This is a genomic window from Flavobacterium sp. LPB0248, from assembly GCF_013388355.1.
Classification (GTDB): domain Bacteria; phylum Bacteroidota; class Bacteroidia; order Flavobacteriales; family Flavobacteriaceae; genus Flavobacterium.
Genome location: NZ_CP058246.1, coordinates 1,308,714 through 1,329,727, shown reverse-complemented (window position 1 = coordinate 1,329,727; position 21,014 = coordinate 1,308,714). Strand labels below are relative to the sequence as shown.

5 protein-coding genes are annotated in these 21,014 nt (G+C 33.6%); all 5 read right to left on the bottom strand.

The genetic code is table 11. From position 1 onward, the window contains the following. The 5 genes from LPB248_RS05520 to LPB248_RS05500 all read right to left on the bottom strand — a co-directional run bounded on the left by LPB248_RS05520 (position 1) and on the right by LPB248_RS05500 (position 21,008). On the bottom strand, positions 1 to 2,598 hold the full coding sequence (locus tag LPB248_RS05520; RefSeq protein ID WP_177209578.1) for a hypothetical protein: 2,598 nt from the start codon (positions 2,596 to 2,598) through the stop codon (positions 1 to 3). Positions 2,599 to 2,692: 94 nt separating this feature from the next. Further along, positions 2,693 to 8,554 carry a VWA domain-containing protein gene (locus LPB248_RS05515; RefSeq protein WP_177210561.1) on the bottom strand — a complete coding sequence of 1,954 codons (5,862 nt, stop codon included), beginning with the start codon at positions 8,552 to 8,554 and terminating at the stop codon, positions 2,693 to 2,695. A 12-nt stretch (positions 8,555 to 8,566) separates the two neighbouring features. Further along, positions 8,567 to 15,577 (bottom strand): hypothetical protein, encoded by a 7,011-nt coding sequence (locus tag LPB248_RS05510; protein ID WP_177210560.1) that lies wholly within the window; start codon positions 15,575 to 15,577, stop codon positions 8,567 to 8,569. Positions 15,578 to 16,169: 592 nt separating this feature from the next. Further along, positions 16,170 to 17,306, bottom strand: coding sequence for a hypothetical protein (locus LPB248_RS05505; RefSeq protein ID WP_177210559.1), 1,137 nt, complete (start codon positions 17,304 to 17,306; stop codon positions 16,170 to 16,172). Positions 17,307 to 17,384: 78 nt separating this feature from the next. Continuing rightward, positions 17,385 to 21,008: a hypothetical protein gene (locus LPB248_RS05500; protein WP_177210558.1), complete on the bottom strand. Its 3,624-nt coding sequence runs from the start codon at positions 21,006 to 21,008 to the stop codon at positions 17,385 to 17,387. Positions 21,009 to 21,014: the final 6 nt, after the last annotated feature.

The following is a 21,014-nucleotide window of genomic DNA, read 5'->3' as shown; positions in this document are numbered from 1 at the left end:
TTATACGTTTGAAATTCTTAAATAATCTGTAGTGCCAATGCTTGAAATTGTGGCTGTACTTCCAGCAGCTCCGTTTAGTGTGGCAGTAGCATTAACTTGTACCAATGTTCTGCCTGATGCCTGCACGAATGTTATTGTACCTGTACCATGCTTTAGGTATGATGCATTAAAGTCTGTACCGCCATTTACGGTAATGTTTATTGTACTTGTTCCATTATTAATGATTACGTTTTTACCCAATTGTTTTTTACTATTTGCATCAAGTGTATCAGTTGTAATACTCGTCGTTGTAGTAATTGTAATTTGTGTTGGTTCTACGGCACCAGCAACAGATGTAGTAACAGATCCATCGGCCATTAAATATTGCGAACTTGTACCACCGGTTTTAATAAATGAATTAGCGTTAATGTTTCCTAAAGGATCTATTTTAGTAAGGATTGCACCATCTTTAATTACTTGAAAAGGAGTCCCTGTAGAAGATGAAGCCTGCTCTATTTGAACACCAGTATTTCCTGAGCTATTTACTACTTTCAATCCAACACTTCCGCTTCCTCCTGCTGAAGTAACACATAATGCAGAGCCAGTAGCTGCCGGTCCCAATGTTATGAAGTGAGCTCCAACACCTGCTCCCATGTTTTGAAAAAATGCCATTGCATTTCCAGCTGTTTGGTTTCCAGAAGAAATTACAGTAATTCCTGTTGAACTGTCCTTTACATCAACATACATACCTCTTTGGAAATTATTAGTTGTTTCAATTTGTAATCCAGCTCCACTCTCAATAAAACCGCCTGAATTAATTAGAATTCTACTAGTAGCTGCTCCTCCCACACAAAAATGTTTAAAACCATCTATAATTTCATTGCCTGTTTTATGTACAGCTGTTGGAGTTGTAGGTAAATCTGCAGTACCGCCCAAATCTCCTTCCAATTTTATTTTTCCCTTTATTAGGGTAGTTGCATCAGGAGTTATATCACTATTTGCTAATACAAATGCTGTAGTCGCAATTTGTGTTGTATTGGTACCAGCTGCGGCTGTAGGAGCAGTAGGTGTTCCTGTTAAAGGCGGTGAAGCCAAATTTGCCTTTAGATTCAAAGCCGTTTGTGTAGCAGTAGAAACAGGTTTATTTAAATCGTTTGTGTTATCAACGTTAGAAAGACCAATAGCTGTTTTATCAAGAGTCTGCCAAGTTTTATCACCTCTAAAATATTGAGTCGTAGTTCCTGCAGCAATAGTGTTTTCTTTTCCTGATAAATCGACTTCAGCGCCAATCTTCTTTTCAACCCCATCACTACCCATTACATACAAATCAGTAGTTCCAGCTGTTTTAGCGTATAATTTTGCATGACCAGCCATTGCAGTTGCAGAAGTTGAAGCTGCTAATGTTAAAAAGCCATCCGTAATATCTGCTTTTTCGTTTAAGGTTGTAAAAGAAGTTCCAGATACGTTTCCGTCGTGTGTGATAAATGCTTTTTCTACTTGTATTTTTTGAATACTGATTGCTTTTCTATTAACATTTTCAGCATTCGTGTCAATAGTAGAAGTAGTGGCGTTAGAAGTAGAGTTTTGAACTAATTTTAAGCAGTTAGCACTATTACTTTTGATGATGGTTAAAACATCTTCAACAGAATCATTGTGAGTCAGTTTTAATGCTCCATCTTTAGTTTCATTACCAGAAGTATGAATTACTTTTGTGTCTTCAGCGTAAACAGTATCGTCAAGAGAACCATCTCCTTTTACAAAATCTGTATCTAAACCGCCTGAAGTAATAAAGTTTTTAGCAGTTACTTTTCCTTCAGTATCAATTTTAGCATTTACAACATTATCTTTTGATACTTGCAAAGGATCACCAGTTGCAGTTGCAGAAGAGTTGACTTGTAAACCTGCTCCAGATCCAGTGTTAGATACTTTAATACCAGTTCCCGTTGCTGTATTTTGAACTGCGATACCGCTTCCGGCACCGCTAACTGTTACGTCCAGTACTTTAGCGCCAGCATCGGCACCGCTGTTTGTTAATACAATTCCGCTAGTTGAGGTAGGCGTAGTGTTGTTGAAAGTTAAGATTCCATTTTTAGTTTCATTTCCTGAAGTATGCAAGAAACTGGTAAAGTCAATTTGCTGACCAGAACCACCTCCTGGATTTGAATTTGGAGCTAAATTTTTATACCAATAATCGACTTCAATGTTTCTATTATCAATATTGCCCGAAAAGGTAATTTTGGCCATTTCATAATTAATGATGTAATCTCCATCATTTCCTTGGCCTTCTTTCTCTAGTAATAATTGCCCGTTTTTAAATACTTTAACGCTGTAATTAACTGGCGCATATTGCAAAGTAATGGTATCGCCAACAAATGAGTCAAAATGCTCTTTTCGTGGCATATAGTTATTTCCGGTAATGATACCAATATTCTTTAAACCTGTATACAAAAGGGCAGGGGTTACGTAATGCTGATTATCGGTTCCTGCTTCGACCATTTGAAAATCGGCTTTGTCTTCGTCAATATGAACGAAACTTTTAAACACCTCTTGGAAGTCTTCCTGCGATGGAATATCTCCTTTTTCGAATTTGTAGCCAATGTTAGTTCTGTCTGTTGCCATGTTGTTTGAAATTTATTTTCTTTCTGTAAATATTATTTTTGATTAGCTTGATTTTTGAACCCCAATGCAATTAATCATTGGGATTCATTAAAAATTAAAGTGTTAGTATTTTTTCTTCACTACTGTACATACCTGAAGAGTTCTCGGCAAGTACTTTGAAATGGTGATAGATTCTATCGCCATCATCATTTTTAATAGTCAATTCATCAGTTTCCAGTTTGGTTTCCAGTAATGGTAATGTTACAATCTCTTCATTAGAAACTTTTTCCTGAATTTTATCCCAGTTTCCTTGATTGGTCATTTTGTATAAATGATACTTACCATTATGAACCGTTTTCTCCCAACTGAAAACAATAGGTTTCAAGACAGATTCATTAGCTCCTGTTACATCTCCAGAAGCTGTTAATACAGGAGATTCTGGAGCAACAGCATCTGCAATTACTGTTGCAGTAATTTTTGATGGCTGAGATGGCGTATAATCAATATTAACAATAGGATTAAGCTCTGTTGAACTTGGATCGGCGTACTCAATTTCTCTAGAAACGGTAACTCTGTAAAAAAGACCATCTCCAAAAGGAACACTTTCTAAATCTTCAAACTCATCGTAAACCGTCCAAACGCTATTAAACTCAGTAGATAGGGTATCCTCATTAATCAAAATTTCTTTGACAGGAGTCATGGTTCTAATTGATTGTGCATCAAGCATATTCTTGGCACGATAGATATTTATTTTTCTGATGTTATATTCTGGTTTGTAAGCATTTAATTCTATTTGAATAGAAGGTTTGATTCCTAAAATCTGATTTTCCAACACAGGCATAATTCGCTTGATTTCTGGCGTCTGCGGCGGATTTGAAGGAACGAGTTTTACAGGACCTAAAAACGTACTAAATGGGCTGAAATTCAATTTGATATCCATTTCACGAACACCATAGAAATAAGTGCTTTGTGAGTTTCCATCTAGATTAAAATCTGTAAATTGTGTTCTAAATTCGGCAGCATTTGTGATTTTCATCATCGGTGCAATGTCCAGATCAGGATTTGGATATTTTAGAATATTTCCATTTTTATCTTTAATCGTTTGCTTTTTATTAATAGGCACATAGTCATTATCCCTGATGTATTCGTAAATAATTGGAACTTCTGTTAGTGGCACAAAAACAGAATGAATGGCTTGTTCAACAAAGTGAATTGCCAGCAAGTTTCTTTCAATTCCATCTTTTGTAGAAATAATGATATCATTTAGATGAGTAAGAGCCGTAATTTTCTCAACAGGTGTTTGTGACGGTTGTGAGTCGTTATGCCATTTAATAAACTCATTGATCGAATCAATTAACCATTGACTATCTGGTGTTGGAAAACGATAAGCAACTGATGGCTCAACATCTGCTGGATATGCTTCATAACTTATTGGTTTTCTAGGAGACAAAACATTTGGTTGCTCATCAGGACCTAATAAATCAGTTGGATTCAAGAGATTGTTTTTATCTAGTAACTCTTCAAAATTTAAGAAATTCTGCCATCTGTTGGTAAAATACTTCTCATTGTTTCCGCCTAGTTTATTTAACTCTTCACGAATTGTTTTAACCGTTTCGGTTTTATACAAAACATTTAATAAAGCATCATCACTGGCTCTGTAATACAGCATTCCATATGGTTTACGCGTATATCTGGTTGTAATGGTATATGTAGATCTGTTGAAAAAGTCAGGTCTAGTTGCATATAACGGCCCTTTTACATCTTCAGGTTTAACAGGTTTTTCAATTCTAACCGCATACATTGGATTTGGCACACTAATCTTAGAGTCGTAGTCATATAAATTTGAATGGCTGCTGATTCCAAAAATTGAGTAATGTGTGTTTTCTCCTTCTCTTGGCTGAATTTTTGCTGCTGTAATTCCGTTTGAAGGATCGGCAAAAAGATAAACTTTATAACTTGGATAATAATTTATTTCCTGTTCTTGTGGCTGATGCGATTCATTCTCTTTAATAATGATATGATCATAAGCAGGATCCATTTCCTGAGTTATATCTTCTTTTATTTTGAAATTAGGATCAGTAATAATTAATTCTAAATCTTGATTTGTTCCAATATTATCTGCGCGTACAACTTTAAACTCTTTTCTAGATTTTACTGGAATTGGATTAGAACCCACAAAACAGCTCTTAGTAAATAAACGGACAGTACCGTTTGCCCATTCAACTGAATTTCCATTATTTTGATTGTATTGAGGATGCTGAGCTAATTTTAACCCTTTGAAAGTAAGTTTGTATAAACCAAAATGTTTTTGTTCATCGTCAGGCAGTAGAATTGGGTTTTCATTTTTATCTAATACATATTTGCCGTTTTCATCTACCTTAAAGGCTTTTTCCAGAACCTTTTCGATTACTACTCTCTTGCTCCAGATTCCTCGAGTTTTTTCTACCTGTAAACTATCGTTACCTTGGCTGTCTTTTTGCAGAACAAGTTCTCTGTGAACTGTTTTTAAAGCTTCTGGCAACTGAATCTGCAAGTTAATTGGACTTGGCTGATTCCAGTTAGCAGATGTCAGCATATTCTCAACCAAAGAACATAATTCGTTTACGGGTTTTTTAATCTCCTTAATTTGCTCTGAATCGATTGTAGCATCACCATCGGAAACAAGGCGGTCAGTCACTTCTTTTTTAAGTACTTCAACTGTGGCATAATTAAATGTTTCGCCAGTACGAACAACATTAATATTTTGAATGACATAGTTTTGTTCTCCAACCGTTAAAATCCCTCCAATAAATCGGTCTTTATTAGTAGTGGTCAAACCAATTTTAATTTCTTCGCCACTGCTAAAAATTTTGTATTCCTGAATTGTAATAATTGAAGTAAGTTCACTTGTTGGGCTGTCTTGAATATCAGTGATTTTAGCATGTTCAATCTGAGGAAGACTATCCCTGAAATAAAGTTTAAAATAATCTGCAAACAGCTCTTCATTGTCTGGATAAATTTTATCAGAAAGTAAAGCTTCTGCATTGGTTACTCCGTCAGGAATAGTATAGCTTAATAATTCCTGAATCGCATAATATTCGAAAAGAAGTCGGATATAAGTTTTATCTGCGATAGATTTATTGTCTAATATTGTTTTCAGTTTAACCTGTTCGCTCATTGAGGTGAACATCAACGGATTTTCTTCAGTAATTAACAACGAATTAATACCAGTTGGAGGCAACAACGTATTTTTCGGCTTAATATGAGAAGTAATTTCCAATTGTCTTCCAGATGTTGCTCTTGAGAAAATATTGATACCATAACCTTGATATACATACGTCTGCAAACCTGTTTTCTCCTGACGAACATTTAAAAATGATTTCCCTGAATCTGGAATAATAATTGGAGCCGGCTCAAAAGAACCAGTAGTCAAATCTTTTTTAACGTTGAAATACGCCGTATCAGATGATAATTCTGGTTTTTGCCAATTGGCTTCGCCTTTAAATTTATAATCTACTCCTGCATAAATAGGGAATGTAAAAGAGCTTCCATCATATTCTTCTGTAGAATTAAAGAATGCAGTATCTACACTGTAATCTTTGATGTCACTCATAAACAAACTCACGTATCTTTTTTTGCCATCAAAACTGTATCCTTCAGGATCTGTAATTTTTGGGGTCTGATTGTCTTCGTCTGAACCTGCATTAAGACCTGGTAAAAAATTACTTAATTGTACCGGAAGAGGCAAACGTTCTGTGTTAACAGAAGTTGGAATACTCATAGAAAGGTGTTGTACTTCTTTTTTTACAGAATCACCTTCTAAATTTTTAAATGTAATGTACTCTGCTAAATAAATATATTCGCCAGAAAGAACTGTTTCATCAATATCAATGCATCCTAAACCTAACATTCTGGCAACATGATAATCATTGGCTGCAATGTTTAATAAATCGAGATTTGATATTTGAGTTGAATTTTTGGCAAATTCTGCTTCTTCTCCAGGTTGAGGGTCATTGACAGGAATACTATCATTAAATTGGATAGTTTCTAAAGCAGTCGGATTAGTACCGTCAGCACTTAAGCCAATGTAACTTTGAATAACTTCCTTAATGTTTTTATCCTCTTCATCTGTTACTCGTTTCCATTTATCTTTATAGTTATTTACGTTTACGTATTCATTATCATTAAATTTCAGCCATTTTCCGTGAACGCAATTTAATTTAGGTTCTAACTGTTCAAATGCCTTATTATCATCAAGAGTTAAAGCATAGCTTCCTTTAAAATCCCAAACCCCATTATCATTTGCATGTTGGATGAAATCTCCGTAAAATTCAAAATTGATTTCGCTTACAAGGCAATTACTCGCTTTAAATCGAATACTTCTTCCATTTTCTGCTACAACGCGAATTGAATTAACTTCTGTAGAAGAGTAGGTCTTACGATTTGTAACTCTCTTTGATGCTACAAAAGTATTTTCAGCAACAGATAATGTTTCTAATTTAACGGTACCAGAGTTATTTGCAGAATTGAATTTAAGCTCAGCGGCAAAAAATAATTCGCTTTTATTTTCAATCTCGATAATTTCGTTTCCGTAAGCCTGAATAAAACCAGATGGGTTTAGCATCGGATCAATACTCGCCCTTGCCAACAGATATTTTGCTTTGTTTTTGAAGTAAACATAAATTGATCTTTGGGGATCTGTTGTTTTATAAATCCACAATGCCTTTTGAATATCTACTGACTTTGGTTTTTTTGTTAAATCTAATTTATGAGCGACTTTAGTATAAGCAGCTCTATATACTTTAACGAAATCTTCGGGTTTGTTGAAATTAGAACCAGAATTAGCACCTTTATACAATTGACCTTTTGGAAGATGGTTTGTTCCTAATTCTCCAGCCAAAAGCCAGCGAAGATGAATTCCTTTTGTACTGTCAATACCTTTAGAACCAGCAGCAGCAATTTGTAAACTAGTAGATTGTAAAGCAGTTTTTCCTGAATTAAGGTCAACAATATAAAGTTCTTTACCAACATCAAAACTGATTTGAAATCCGTTTAGGTTACTAACATTTGGCAAAGCAATCTTAGTAGAATAACTGCCAAGTGCATTAGGAGTCCCTTGTACTCGAACCGCTGCATCTATATTTGCAAGAGCAGGTACAACAATTGTATCTTGAAGTTTAAAAACTAGTCCGCCTAGATTGCTCGCGTTGTGAATTCTAGTTCCAGCAGGCAAAGTAAGAGCGACTCGGCTTTTGTTTCTAAGAACCAAAGTTCCTGCACTTTCGTTTACGGCAAGTCCTTTTTTCAAGACCGGATAAACTAATTTATTTTGGCTAATAACTACATTAGACAAACATCCAATTTGAGCAATAGATAAAGCACTGCCTAATTGATTTAATTCAGACCCTAAAGTGCTGAAATCTGGAACTCTAATATAATCTGTATCCAGCATTGAAAGACCGCTGTTTTTTACAACAGGAGCTTTTCCTAAAAAGGTAGTAATTGGTGTTACTAATTCAGAAGCATTGTTTACGGTGCTTGTGACACCGTAAACAAAAATATGTGATTTATCATTGAGATTTTGATATAAGCTTTTTAGAGAATCAATGTCGTTGACTTGTAAACCATCTGTAACAACCACAATGATATCTGGAGTTACGGTTAAGCTGTTTACAACCGCTAAACCAGATGCCCAGTGATCAGATTGAGGATCGGCAGATCTTGAACCAAAACCATTAATCCAACTTAAAAAACTGGAAGTATTGCCAGAAATTCTTTTTTGAATAACATGCTCTGATCTAGAATTGCTATCGCTATTAGACATTCCGATTAACGAAAGCGTAATTTTACTCTGAGCCTGAGAATTGATAAATGAAGTCAGCCCTTCACGTATTTGCTGCGCTTCATTACCATTTATCGAACCCGACTCATCGACAACGATAGCGATATATGTTTCGCAACCTGTGGATTGGCTTTCTTGAAGATTTATAGAACTCATTTTTATTGTTTTTTAAAGATTTATATTTTCAATAGTTAAAGTTACCGGCTCCGCAGCACGAACTGTTAATGGCGTTGAATACTGGGCAATAGACCCATTATTATTCCACATTCTGTATTCGAACTTGATATTTAAATTTTGATCAGTAATTTTTTTACTGTCATTCATAATTAATACCTGAGCATAGTCTTTAGAATGAAGTGCTTTATAGTTTGCTTTCATTACCCCAGCATCGTCAACTACAGAAATAGTTTTTTGAATTTCTTCTAACGGAATTTTAGGAATATTGAACGGTTCAGGATTACGGACTAAAAGCGCTATAACTTCACCTGTATTGGTATCAATAATTCGGTTCACTTCTGTAGATTGAGCAGGATCAAGAGGAGACATTTTTAAAACTCCCTCAACAGCGCGATCAAATAAATGCTGATATTTCAAAGCAAATGCATCGCTTAATGGATCTTCTTCGCCAAAAATGATATTGTTTAGAGAAGTAATCTGATCTTGACTTAAGCTTAACGGAACATCAAATAAAGCGTTACGTACTGGTTCAGTGCTTAATTTATAACTGTTTACCTGCTCTGCAAAGTCTCTGTATCGTGATGTTTGGAATCCGAATTGATGCACTAATACATTTTCATTATCAGTTGGCGTGTTATCCTGATTTTCATCAAAATAATTTTTAACTAAAACCGTGTACAGTTTTGAAGGTTTTAAATCGGTTAGTTTTACCTCATATCCATATGATTTTGGTTTAATAATGTCTCCAATTTGAATTGAACACCTCAATTCAGGTCTGCTTCCCTGAATCATGTTTTGCAACATTTTAATGTTTAAAGGAATTCGAGGATCATTATCATCCACCCATTTTATATTTTTTTCCTCTGCTTTAGGATATGGCGTTGCTTCTGTTGGTAATGGATACTTAATAAGAACATCATTTAAAGGATCTTTGATAATAAGATTCATCAGCCCTTTAATTTTTGGTCTTCCTGCTCCATAATCATCCCAATCTGTGAACATATGATATACATAAGGATTCTTGAAGAACATTGTGATCTTACACTGTTCGTTTCCATAGAATGAAGGTTTAGATAACAATAAACTTCCATCAGCATTTGGGTAAGAACGGTTATAATCTAAATACTGTCTTAATGAAGTCAACGGTGATTTTGATAATTCTGTCAGTTCATTTTTAACATATGGTTTTTGACCTGGAGCAAGATCTTCGTCAGGAACAGGGTAGTGGCCAACAGGGCCTAATGTTTTGAAACCATAATAGTAATCGAATTTGACTGGCACCCCATCATCTACTTTATCTGCTAAAGTAAATTTTAAGCAGTAAGTTGAATTTGGCCTCCAAATTGGCTGAGCCGTATTTTGAATTGCAGCTTCCATCGCTTTATTATCTTCAGCAACAGCTTTAGCATCAGGAATAGTTAAATTGTGTTCTGCGCTTTCTTTTGTCAGCCATTTAATTTCTTGAACGTAAGTAGTATATCCTAGTTCATTGTCCTCATCTGGATTTCCTCCTGCAGAACATAGAATAGCATTAATTGTCAATAATTTTGAAGACTTAATTGCTCTTATGTATTCCGATTTTGTAACAGTTTCTAATTCACTCAGATTAGCAGTTGAATTAGTCAAAGCAGATGCAGACGATACTATCGAAACAGTTTCTGTCGGATGTAAAGAACAGTTATCAAACTGATCATTAAACAGAGAGAAATAAATTCCTTTTTCATTTTGCTTAGTAGAGAGCATTAAAATTTCATTCACTGATGGCTCGTTCTCAATATGAAGGACTGTGGCTTTATCATTTGTGCTTGCTCTTTCAATTAAGCGGAGAAGCTGTAATGAAGTATTCAATACAAACAGATATTTTTCATTATAAGCGATAACTGAATTGTCAGCCAGCGTTTTACTTGATAAATAAACTGGAGAATCAAAAATTGCATCATTTTTAACAACAGTAACTGCAGTTCCGTCAACTTGAGCCAATCCGAATTTTCCGTTTGTTAGTTTAACAGTAAGCAAGACTTTGCCATTTGCGATTACTGCATCGATAACTTCAGAAATTGATGGTTCAGAAACTAATTTGGTATCTGTAATCGTAATTTCTTTTGTACTTGGATTAATGCCAAAGTGAACGATTTTTTTGTTTTTTGTAATTAGACTAAAATCAGTATTATTATGCTGAAGCACTTTTAGCGCTACTTCATCAATCTTTATGCGATGAATAATAGAGCGATCAGTTCCGTTAATCCAGTTAATTTGAGTTTCCGTTTCTAGCGCATTAATCCAAAGCAATTCATTATTTGATAATGGCAATAATTTATTGAAACCAGTAGAATAAGTATTTAAATACTGCATTCCGAAAGTTCTGTTTAATTCAGAATCAAGTTCAACAATTGCAGTTGTTTTAGTTGGAGCTACGCAACCTACAATAAAAGTATCATCGATAACAGCTTCTCCAATTCCTTTACACTGAGTAGCATCTAAAGCTTGAGTAATTAATAAATTATTATTTACAACCTGCATTGATGTCACTAAACCATTCAATAAACGCTCTCTTACCAGATTTCCTTTAGCATCAATTTGTGCAATGACAGTCGTATTTGGAGTCGGATGAAATGAAACTAAATAAGTGTCATTGTATTTGAAAACTTTATTAAAAGCATAATTTGTGTTTCCGTTATATCCGTAAAAACGTGTAAATGTTAATGGAGTAGGAATTCCAGTTGGATTATCGTTACCAGCATTTGCTTTTAATTCAGCTAATAGTGTCATTAAACGATCATATTCAGCTATATTGCTTGGTTCTGACACAATAAATTCTCCATCTGTTGAAGCATATGTATCGTTAAATAAAGCAGCAATTTTATTTCTAACATCTAAAATAGCATCAGCATTTGCAGCGACAGGACTAATGACAACTCTATCAATTTTCTTTTTCAATAAAACATCTCCGTTTTCATCAAATAAAGTTATTGGCGATCTTAGTTCAGCTTTAGTGTAAGCAATCTCATTTAAAGCTGGCGAATTTTTAGTCTTACATATTTTAACTTGTTCATATCGAGGTAGCTTAGCGCCTTTATCGAAAACAGAAGTATAGGCAGTTATATTTACTGTTTTAGCTTGAGTTGTAAGTTTTAAAGTTGGTTCAATAGCAGCTTCAGGGAAAATAATTTCTAGTTTGTTATAGTTTTTGAACGAAAGAGATCTTCTAAAGCCAAAAGGATTACTTTTTGCAGAAACGCTCATAAAATCTCCCCCAGAAAGCTTGCCATCCACGATTTCAGGAGTTTCACCAACGAGTTTAAAGAACAGACCATTGATTCTATCTGCTTCATATTGAGTAGGTACATAGTAACGTTTTCCTATTTTTTTATTTAAAAAATTGACAGACTCTTCTTCAATGCTATTAGAGACACAGAATAATTTAGAAGGAGTAATTCCAAATTGTTCAGGAACATGCCAGCCAGGTTCACCTGCACTTAAATAAGAGAATGGATTTGTTGCCAAAACACGAATACTGTCATATTGATCTATCACTTTTTGCCATTGCGCCCAAGGCAAATTCTCTACACTCGCTCTTGAATCTGAATCCACAACAGCTTGAAAAGGATGATAAGGCACCCAAGAATTTCCATTGGCAGAACTTATCTCAATTGATTCAATCGAATATTGGTGTTTTACTTGACGGAGTTTTCTACCTGCTTTTGATGTCGCTTCAGGAGGCATTAAATCAGTATAATTTTTTGCATCAGCTGTATATCCTCCAATTATTTTAGAAAGACTAGAATTAGGCAATACTCCTTTAGTCAGTTTAATATCAATGTAGGTGTCTAATGGAATTATTTTAGAAATTGATCCTGGAGCAGGCATAGTATCAAAGTAATTCAATAAGAAAGCCTCATTGGTTAGCATGTGAACTCCTTTTACAGAGTCGGCAGTTCTGTTATCATTAACATCTCCGTGAGTTCCCTTAGGAAGCGGACTGTAAGGCGTGCGATCAACGATTCTGTTAATATCCCATTGTAACTCAATTAAGAATGTCTTGCGGACTCTGACAAAAGCAATTTTTACACGTACGCTTAATTCTAATTTGGCATAAATTAGGAATGGTTTAAATGATTCTACAGAGAAAATGGTATCTAAAACAATTTCAACGTTGATAATCCAGATTTTAATCTGAATTCCTCCACCAGCAGCGATGTAGCCACCCATTTGAGGACGTTTGAACGAAATTTTTCCGCCCATCTCTAAGTAAGCCCATAATTTAACCTTAGCAGGCCCGAAACTTTTCTCGAGTTTAAAGTCTAATCTGGCACCGGCTTCGATTCCCTGAGCAGATAGCATAAGAAATGCTTTTGCAGTAAAAAGAGTTAGAATTCTCGCTGTAATTGGATCTTTTTTAGAACCAAGATTGATATACCAAGGTTTTTGGTTTTTAAAGAAGAAACCAGCTTCTAATAAGGCATGCAATTGGATAATTTCTCCACCGTCTTTAGGCATTTGGAAGTTTGCTCCAGCAGCAAGTTCAAGAGAATCATCTCCAAAGGCAACCATTGCAAAGAATGGAGGAGTGCTTTGATCTTTCTCAATAGGACCTAGTCGATCACCAAGAACATTTAATCCTGCTTCAATATAAAATAACGTAGGTAGAGAAAGCAATAACATTGCTCTCATATTTAAAATGGTACCTCCCGTAGATTCAAAGGTTGCTCCAGCTCCAATAGAAAATGGTGATTCATACTGTAAGGAATCTGGAGGTCCGCTGAATTTTCTAATATTAATTCCTGCTTTCGGATGTTTGTAATATTCGTACCAAGAATTATCTACTGTTAAACCGGCAGCTTTTTTGGTAGCAACATATCTAAATCCTAATAAACCTCTAAAACCAGTAATAGACAAAAATCCAAGCGGAATTCCGGTAGGCAATTCAATACTTGCATCGACTAAGAAAGCAGGATATTTAGGAGCAAAACGCATTCCCACACTTCCTGTAATTTTTGCTTTTGGTAACTTTAATGAAACCTCTCCCATAAATTCTGGAGAAACTCCAGGTTCAGGAAGCGAAATCATACCATGAATAATTGCCATCGCAGATTCTTCTGTTGCAGTTCCTGGAATCATCAAATCGACTTCGATAGTCTGGATTCTTATGAAGGAATCTGCTTTTTTAGATGGATCACCATCTACATTATCTGTAGTGTAATAGTATTTAATGCCTTCACCACGTGCATCTAATCCAAGCGGATTGACACTGATAGCGCCATCAAATCCCCAGAAATTATATTTACGTCCATTAATTTGAGTTGAACCAAAGTTAATATTGCTCACCGCCATCTGAACTGGTCCAAGATTTAGAGGAGGCAAATTAATAGGAATCGGAATAGATCCGCCTTCCACTTCTATGCTTCCATCGCTATAAATTCGAAGTTTTTCAATATCAAACCCCTGACCTTTCATCAAAGTATTCATCAATCCAGGAGGGAACGAAACATAACACGAAGTACCTACATAATAGTCATCATCCTGTTTCCCAAGTTCGAAACTGTGAAAATCGAAATTTACTAAATTGAGTAAAGTAGCTTTAGGTTCACTTGCTTTATCAAATGAAGCCGTTAGGTTAAAATCTCCGTCATCATATAAGTGTCCTTCAATATCTACAATAAATGGATTATTACCTTTCTTAAATTTTGGAATTTCTAATGCGCCCTTTATGTTAGAAGAGATAACTCTATTTTGTTTGAAGGAAATATCAAACTTGTTAAAACCAACTTTGAAACTATTACCTAACTTGAACCACATGTAATCAGTTTCGCTAACAGGATTTCCTACAATTAAGGATTCTAATCCAATTGTTCCAGAAATTCCGCCTTCAGTTCCAATTAATAACTGTTTACCAGTAATTTGCAGTGTAGCGCCGTTTTCTTTTTTGAACCATTTTTTAGGTAATTCAATTTCTGCTTTTTCAGCATACACACCTCTAAATGCAGCACCTCTTCCGTCAGCATCTGCTTCAGGAATATTTTTGTCTCTGCTTAAATCTACTTTTAATCCTGAAAACTCTGCAATTAATCCAGTGTTTCCGATCATAGATCTATTTAAGCTAAAACTCGAGATATTATTAAAGATAAATCCACGATTAGAAGAATATTCTAAGCTGCCAACATCAAATTTTAAATAACTAAAATAATTTTCTGGTAATGGTTCATCTAGAGCTATATCGGTAACATTTTCGTTACCAGTGTAAACTGGTTGTAGCCATTTATGAGGAAATTGAAGACCTACGCTAATTTCGTTAATAGCCATTCTAAACTGAAGCGTTAATGCTTCTTTGATGTTTTTTTCGATATTATCGAAATAGTGGGCAAACAATTTCTTTAAACGATCTAATCCTTCACTGCCTACATTTAAAAGGTTTTCGTAAGCAAATTTTAGCAAGTCAATGTCAAGACTTCCAATTTGTTGTGATAAGTGTTCAACTTGATTGTCGAAAGATGCATTTGCATCGTTTAAAGTTGCTAAAGCGTCTGTATGTACAGTATTGAACTGATTAACAAAATCAACCAATGCATTTGCACCTGGATAAAATGTATTGATAAGTTCATTTAAAAATGTTTTTTCGTTTATTTCTGCTAATTCAAAAAGAATGCGTAAAACGGACTCAACAGTATTATCAAATGATTCAAAATTGAAATCATTGATATATTTTAGAATAATCCAAGAATAATCAAAACTGATTGGAATTTCGGTATTACCATCTACAGTTGGATTCAAAACTAATTTTAAATCTTGTGCAAGAGGAATATCAAGTCCAAGAGAGTTGTACGTGGTTAATGTCATGCTGTAAAAACCAGAAGAGTTGTCATAGCTTTGACTGGCAATAAGATTTTTTACAAATACAGAATCAAAAAGACTGGCAAGTGCATCTCTAATTGCCTCGAGCTCATTTGGAATCTTGTCCAATGGTAATAATTGGCTTAATGACGGGTGCATTATTTGATTTGACATATTTTTAAGTTTATTTCTTTGTTAATGGTTTGTCGATTACAATTCAAAATTTATCTTCTATTATGCCTAATGATTTATCTTTTGAAAAAGGCATAAGTATTCTGTATTCCTTGCTAGAGAGAAAGGACAGGAAGAGTTTTGAAAAGTATTTTTGATTTTGTTTTACTACTTAATGTTGAAGTAGTTTTTTTGATGCATGTTGCTATTAATTAGATATTTGTTTCTTTTTGACATTGCAAAGATTTACAAAAAAAAGTGCTTTAAAAAACAACTGCAAGGTTGTTGAACACTTGTATTGTAATACTTAACAGAGTTGTACAGAAAGTGGACAGCTATGCTTTTTTCAAGGTGAAAAAGCTAGTCTTTGAATGAAAAGAAAAGGGAAATTTCTCAATATTTAGAAATTGAGATTGTGAGCTTGAATTAAGCCTTTTTTAGAAAGTTAGAGATATAAATCTCAATAGGAATAAGGATTTTAAATACGCTTACAGAACGATGGTATCCGAAAAGATGTCTTTACTTTAGAAAAGGGAAACTATCTTTTACTGCGCTTAAAATAAAGCGCAGTATTGGGATAGTATTTTGTAAAAAACTAATTGTAATATTCGATTTTTCTTTCTGCAACCAAAGTCGGTTCTCCATCTGGTGTTCCTTCAAGGAACATATTGCATTTTATCCAGTTGTTGTGACTGTCGTATTCGTAGGTGTAGTAACTTATCTTTTGAATGATAACTTGGTTTGGATAATCAGGAATGTATTCTCTTTTTATAATATCGCCCTGTTCATTAAATGTTTTTACGAAATTTTTAGTAGGATTGGCTATTTCTCCATTTCCTGTTACATAATACTTTACTGTTTCTACATAATCTTTAATAGAATTGTAGCTATAATCTTGTTGCGCAACAACTTTTCCACATCCGAACATAATAATCTTGGTAATGCGTGATTTTGAGTCGTATTCATATTGTAATTGTAAGTCTTTACAATAAGAGCACTCAGTACCTAAAAAATGATATGCTATTTGATTCTTAGCATATAAACCAACTGTAATTTTTTGATTTGTAACTTGTCCTTTCTCATCATAGATAAATGTTGTTTGATTTACTAAGTCAATATCATTGGCTTTTTTGTTCATAGTTTCTTTACCAGTCCTGTATACAAAATACTCTTTCTCATTAATAATTCTTCCTGCATTGTCAATTTCGTATTCAAATTTTTCTTCTTTATAATCAGGCCAAATCTTACCATCTTCTTCAGACACTTCATCTGCTTTAGGAATGCTAATTTGATTTAATTTGATTAATAAATTATAATCCATCACAGGATAATACTTTTTTAAAGCAGATCTTAATTCTTTTTTTTCTATCCAGTCAGCTTCATTATATTGATATTCGTTTTCTGTTTTAGAATCATCTTCTATATAGTTTAGACGTGGAAAAACAATACCTGATCTTTTTTGAAGCCTTTGAAATTTATCAAAATAGAAATAAACAGGACCTCTAATTCCATTATTGAAGACAGCATCTGTTTTTTTATATTCTGGAATATCCTCTTTTGGTTTACTTATTTTGAGATGAACAGATTTTACAGAATCTTTTAAGTTTTGATTACTAATCGCATTGTATTTGTCATAAAATAAGTTATTGTAATTTTGACTCTTTTGAGAGTTGACAATATTTGATAATAGTAATACGCTAATAAAAATCAAAAAGCTAATTGTTGTTTTCATAAAAATTTAGTTCTCAATAAAGGAAGGAAATTTACTGTATTTTTAGATGTAATTGTCATCTTTTTTCATAGAATATTATTAGAGTACTTGAAATAATGTTTTTACTTTAATTCGTTTGTCATCAGTTATTTTTTCAAGTATATTTTCAATTTCAGTAAAGACGGCTTTTAAAGGATCGTTCGATTCGAGAAAAGCTATTTTACCATTTTCATACAAAGTAGGCTTATAATTTATTTCAACAAAACCCTCTACTGAACCACCAACAACTGCACCAAATAAACCACCTTTAAATTCTGCATCTAGTCCAAAGTTTAAACTACTGTCAAGTTTAGCTTCAAACCCTGTTAAGGACGCTATAAAACTGAAAAGATTTATGATTTCAGTTATTGCATAATCTTCATCTTCATCTAGTTTGTAATTGTTCATGTAAGAATTAGCATTAAAAACTCCCATAAGAAATCTCGCAGCAACAATAAAATAATTCCCATCTGGATCTCCTTTTGAACTAATTTCGTTGTCTATAAATAAATTTAAACTATCGAGATTACTTCCGGGAATTTTCTTCTTACCATATATAAGTTCATATTGTTTTTTTCCTTCTTCAGTTTTCTGTTTTTTTAATTCGTTAAAAATTTTAGCTTTTTTGGCTTTAATATCGGTCTCCAATAGCTGACCCAAAGCCTTGTTACCTTCGAAAATTACATATTTCAGATATAATTTTTTTAATTGAAATTCAAGTAGATTTTTTAGTAAATAATCTTCATTAAAGTCAATGTTCATTTTTAGATCTAAGTTCAATTCTGTTTTTGTATGATTAAGGAATTTTTCTACAAATGCAACAATTGTTTTTGCTTCCATTTTTACAATATTAGCCTTTTTCATTGCTTGAATTATTTTGTCGCATATAGAGTTGTCACTTATTGTTACATTGTTAGCTTTTCCATCAAAATCAAAGATTCCAACTTGTTTGTGAAGTTCAAGGCCTTTAAAAAGTTTAAAAGCCACGATAGAAGTAAAAGCGAAATCAAGTCCTGCTATCCACATATTATGAAATGTAGGCATGTGTAGACGATATTTTCCGTCGGTTTTAGGAGAATCTGCATCACCTGAATAAGCTCCAATATGTAATGAGACTTCTTTCGATACATTATTGCCACTTAAATATTTTAACGTAAAATCGTCTTCATTGTAACTAATATCACTAAAATTAAAATCATCACTAGTCAGGGAGTCAGGAGAACCTGTTCTTGTAAATTCATATAAAGTTCCTAGCATAATTCCCTTTTTATCAAATTCTATTTTGTCAAAAAGTTTTCCTATATAAGTGGGTTGAATTTCAGAGCCAGGGATGAGACTTTTAAAGATGTTATTTATGAGTGAAAGATCAATTTTTGCATCAATATAATATTGATTTTCAATTTTTATTTTCGAAAATACGCGTCCCTTATTTCCTTTTGTATATGGGGCATCATCATATTCTGCTTCATAGCTATAAGCAGCTCCTGCATTTATATTTATATCTCCGTGAACACCAATTGAAGGGATTTTCTCAAAAATGTTATACACAGAACCATAGCTTTTAGTCTCATTTTGAATCGTAGGATGTTCGACATTAGAACTAGGTATATCTAATCCTTTTTTTAACTTGGTACCGATCAGTGCTCCAACTTCTGCATCAATTCCTAAATTGTATTTTACTTCTAGTTTGGTTATATAGTGTTTAGGGTCGAGATTTAAAGATTCTAAGCATGTAAAAATTTTAGATGCTGATTGTAGTACTTGTCCAACAAAAACATTCATGACCATTGTTAATAGAGCTGTTTCATTTTGCCTTATAGGAAATTCATACTCTGAGCTTTGGGTTAATGTTAATCCGGCTGCAGCTTCGAAACCTGCAAAAGCACCAAACAGTTTTTTTGAACGACCATGTCCAGAATATTGACCAATACCATAACTAAATCCTTCTACATGTTCCACACTTAGTTCAAAAACCTGTTCATCAGTGTATATTAAAGTAAGTTCAGTTGCTTTTGTCATTTTACGAGAAATACTTCTTTCTACTTTTGCCTTAGTTTTTACAGGAATTCCCCATGTGATCCCTATGCCGCCACCAAATTTTCCACCAAGTCCTCTAGGCCAGTAATCGACCAATGTCTGTATAGCAAAATTATATGCAGAGACAAAAAAATCTACAGTTTCATGGTATAAAGAAACTGCATCTTCTTTTACTTCTTCTACTATTTCAGATAGGGAATCCATGGAATCAGACATAAGATCAACAATATCACCTAAAGCTTCATTTTTAATGTAGTCCATAGCGGTTGAAGCTTCATTCTCCGGTTCTTTTTTAACCAGCATTTCATCATGTCTAAAATTTAAAAAATAATACATGGTGTCTGCAAATTGTCTAGAAGGAATTCTTATGTTTTCTTCTGGAACGGTTGTAAAAGAAGTTGTAATTCCTAAAGGATCAAAAATCATTTTACTCTTTGCATTTAATTCTTCCATTTTTTTTAAAAAACGATAATAATTCGGTAATGCAGTATTTGGATTCCCTTCTTTGTACTCATTATCAAAAATATCCACCATGTCCAAATGATCAATTGTATATCTTTCGTAATTGTTAGTTCGAAATCCCCACTCATTTACAGGTTCGTTTCCTTTTTTTTCAGAATTGTAATAGTACAATAAATTATGATAAAATTGAAAACGAGCATCATCTTCTCTTTTGTCTTCAGGGAACGGGATTCTTTCTTTTAAAGTAAAGATTGGAACATTGTTGTAAGGATCCATAATAGCGTAATCTCCGCCTCCGTAATAATTGTCTAATACTATTTTAGATATAGTATCACCTTCTTTTAGTTTGTATAATTTAGCACCATTATCATCAAATAATAGAGGAGCAGTTTTGCTTAATTCGTTTTGAATATTTGTCATTGGAACACTTGCATTAGCAAATTCCAAATTATAATCTAATTTTGCGAAACCAATACTTTTTATGGGAGGAATTCCTTCAATTGCTCGTTTTGAATTTTTTGCAATTACTAATGGGTGCTTGTCGATTTCAGTTTGAAATTTTTCATTTGGAACACCATATACATGTTTATCATCATTTCCGGAATTGATATAAGAGAAACCGAATTCAGGTTTTGCCTCAATTGTAATTTCATCACCGCCTTCAATTATAATTTTATAATTGGGATGCGGATTGGATATATCACTACCAATATAAAAAGATGATCTTGAGCTTACTTTTCCAACATATTTTTTCTTTTCGTAATCAAAAATGTTATCTTGACTCAATGCAGCATCAATTGCTAATAAAGTTTTTGAATCAACAATTCCATTGATATCAATAGATCTATTTGCCGTAAAAATTCCAGTTCCTTGGAAAGTTTTTATTGCATTTTCCAGATTTATATCAAAAATTCCTGTTGCGATTAATTCATTTGGAATTGTATATTCATCGTATATTGCATCAATGGCCGTGAGAGCCATTTTTAGAATTGTAATATGCTTTCCAAAAGATTTGTATTTAAGTCCAAGTTTTTGATTAGCGACATCGTTTTTAGCTAATTTTACTAAATATTTACTAGTCGATAGTGGTTCATTTAACAGGATTCCGCCAATGTTGTCATTGGTGAGATTTTCATCTGTTAATGGTATATTGTTAATTGCGTTTTTGGATATATGTAAAGGCATAATTTA

Excerpts from the sequence above, each read along its gene's own strand:
- LPB248_RS05520 (WP_177209578.1), bottom strand. The coding sequence starts at position 2,598 with ATGGCAACAGACAGAACTAACATTGGCTACAAATTCGAAAAAGGAGAT.
- LPB248_RS05500 (WP_177210558.1), bottom strand. The coding sequence starts at position 21,008 with ATGCCTTTACATATATCCAAAAACGCAATTAACAATATACCATTAACA.
- LPB248_RS05515 (WP_177210561.1), bottom strand. The coding sequence starts at position 8,554 with ATGAGTTCTATAAATCTTCAAGAAAGCCAATCCACAGGTTGCGAAACA.
- LPB248_RS05505 (WP_177210559.1), bottom strand. The coding sequence starts at position 17,306 with ATGAAAACAACAATTAGCTTTTTGATTTTTATTAGCGTATTACTATTA.
- LPB248_RS05510 (WP_177210560.1), bottom strand. The coding sequence starts at position 15,577 with ATGTCAAATCAAATAATGCACCCGTCATTAAGCCAATTATTACCATTG.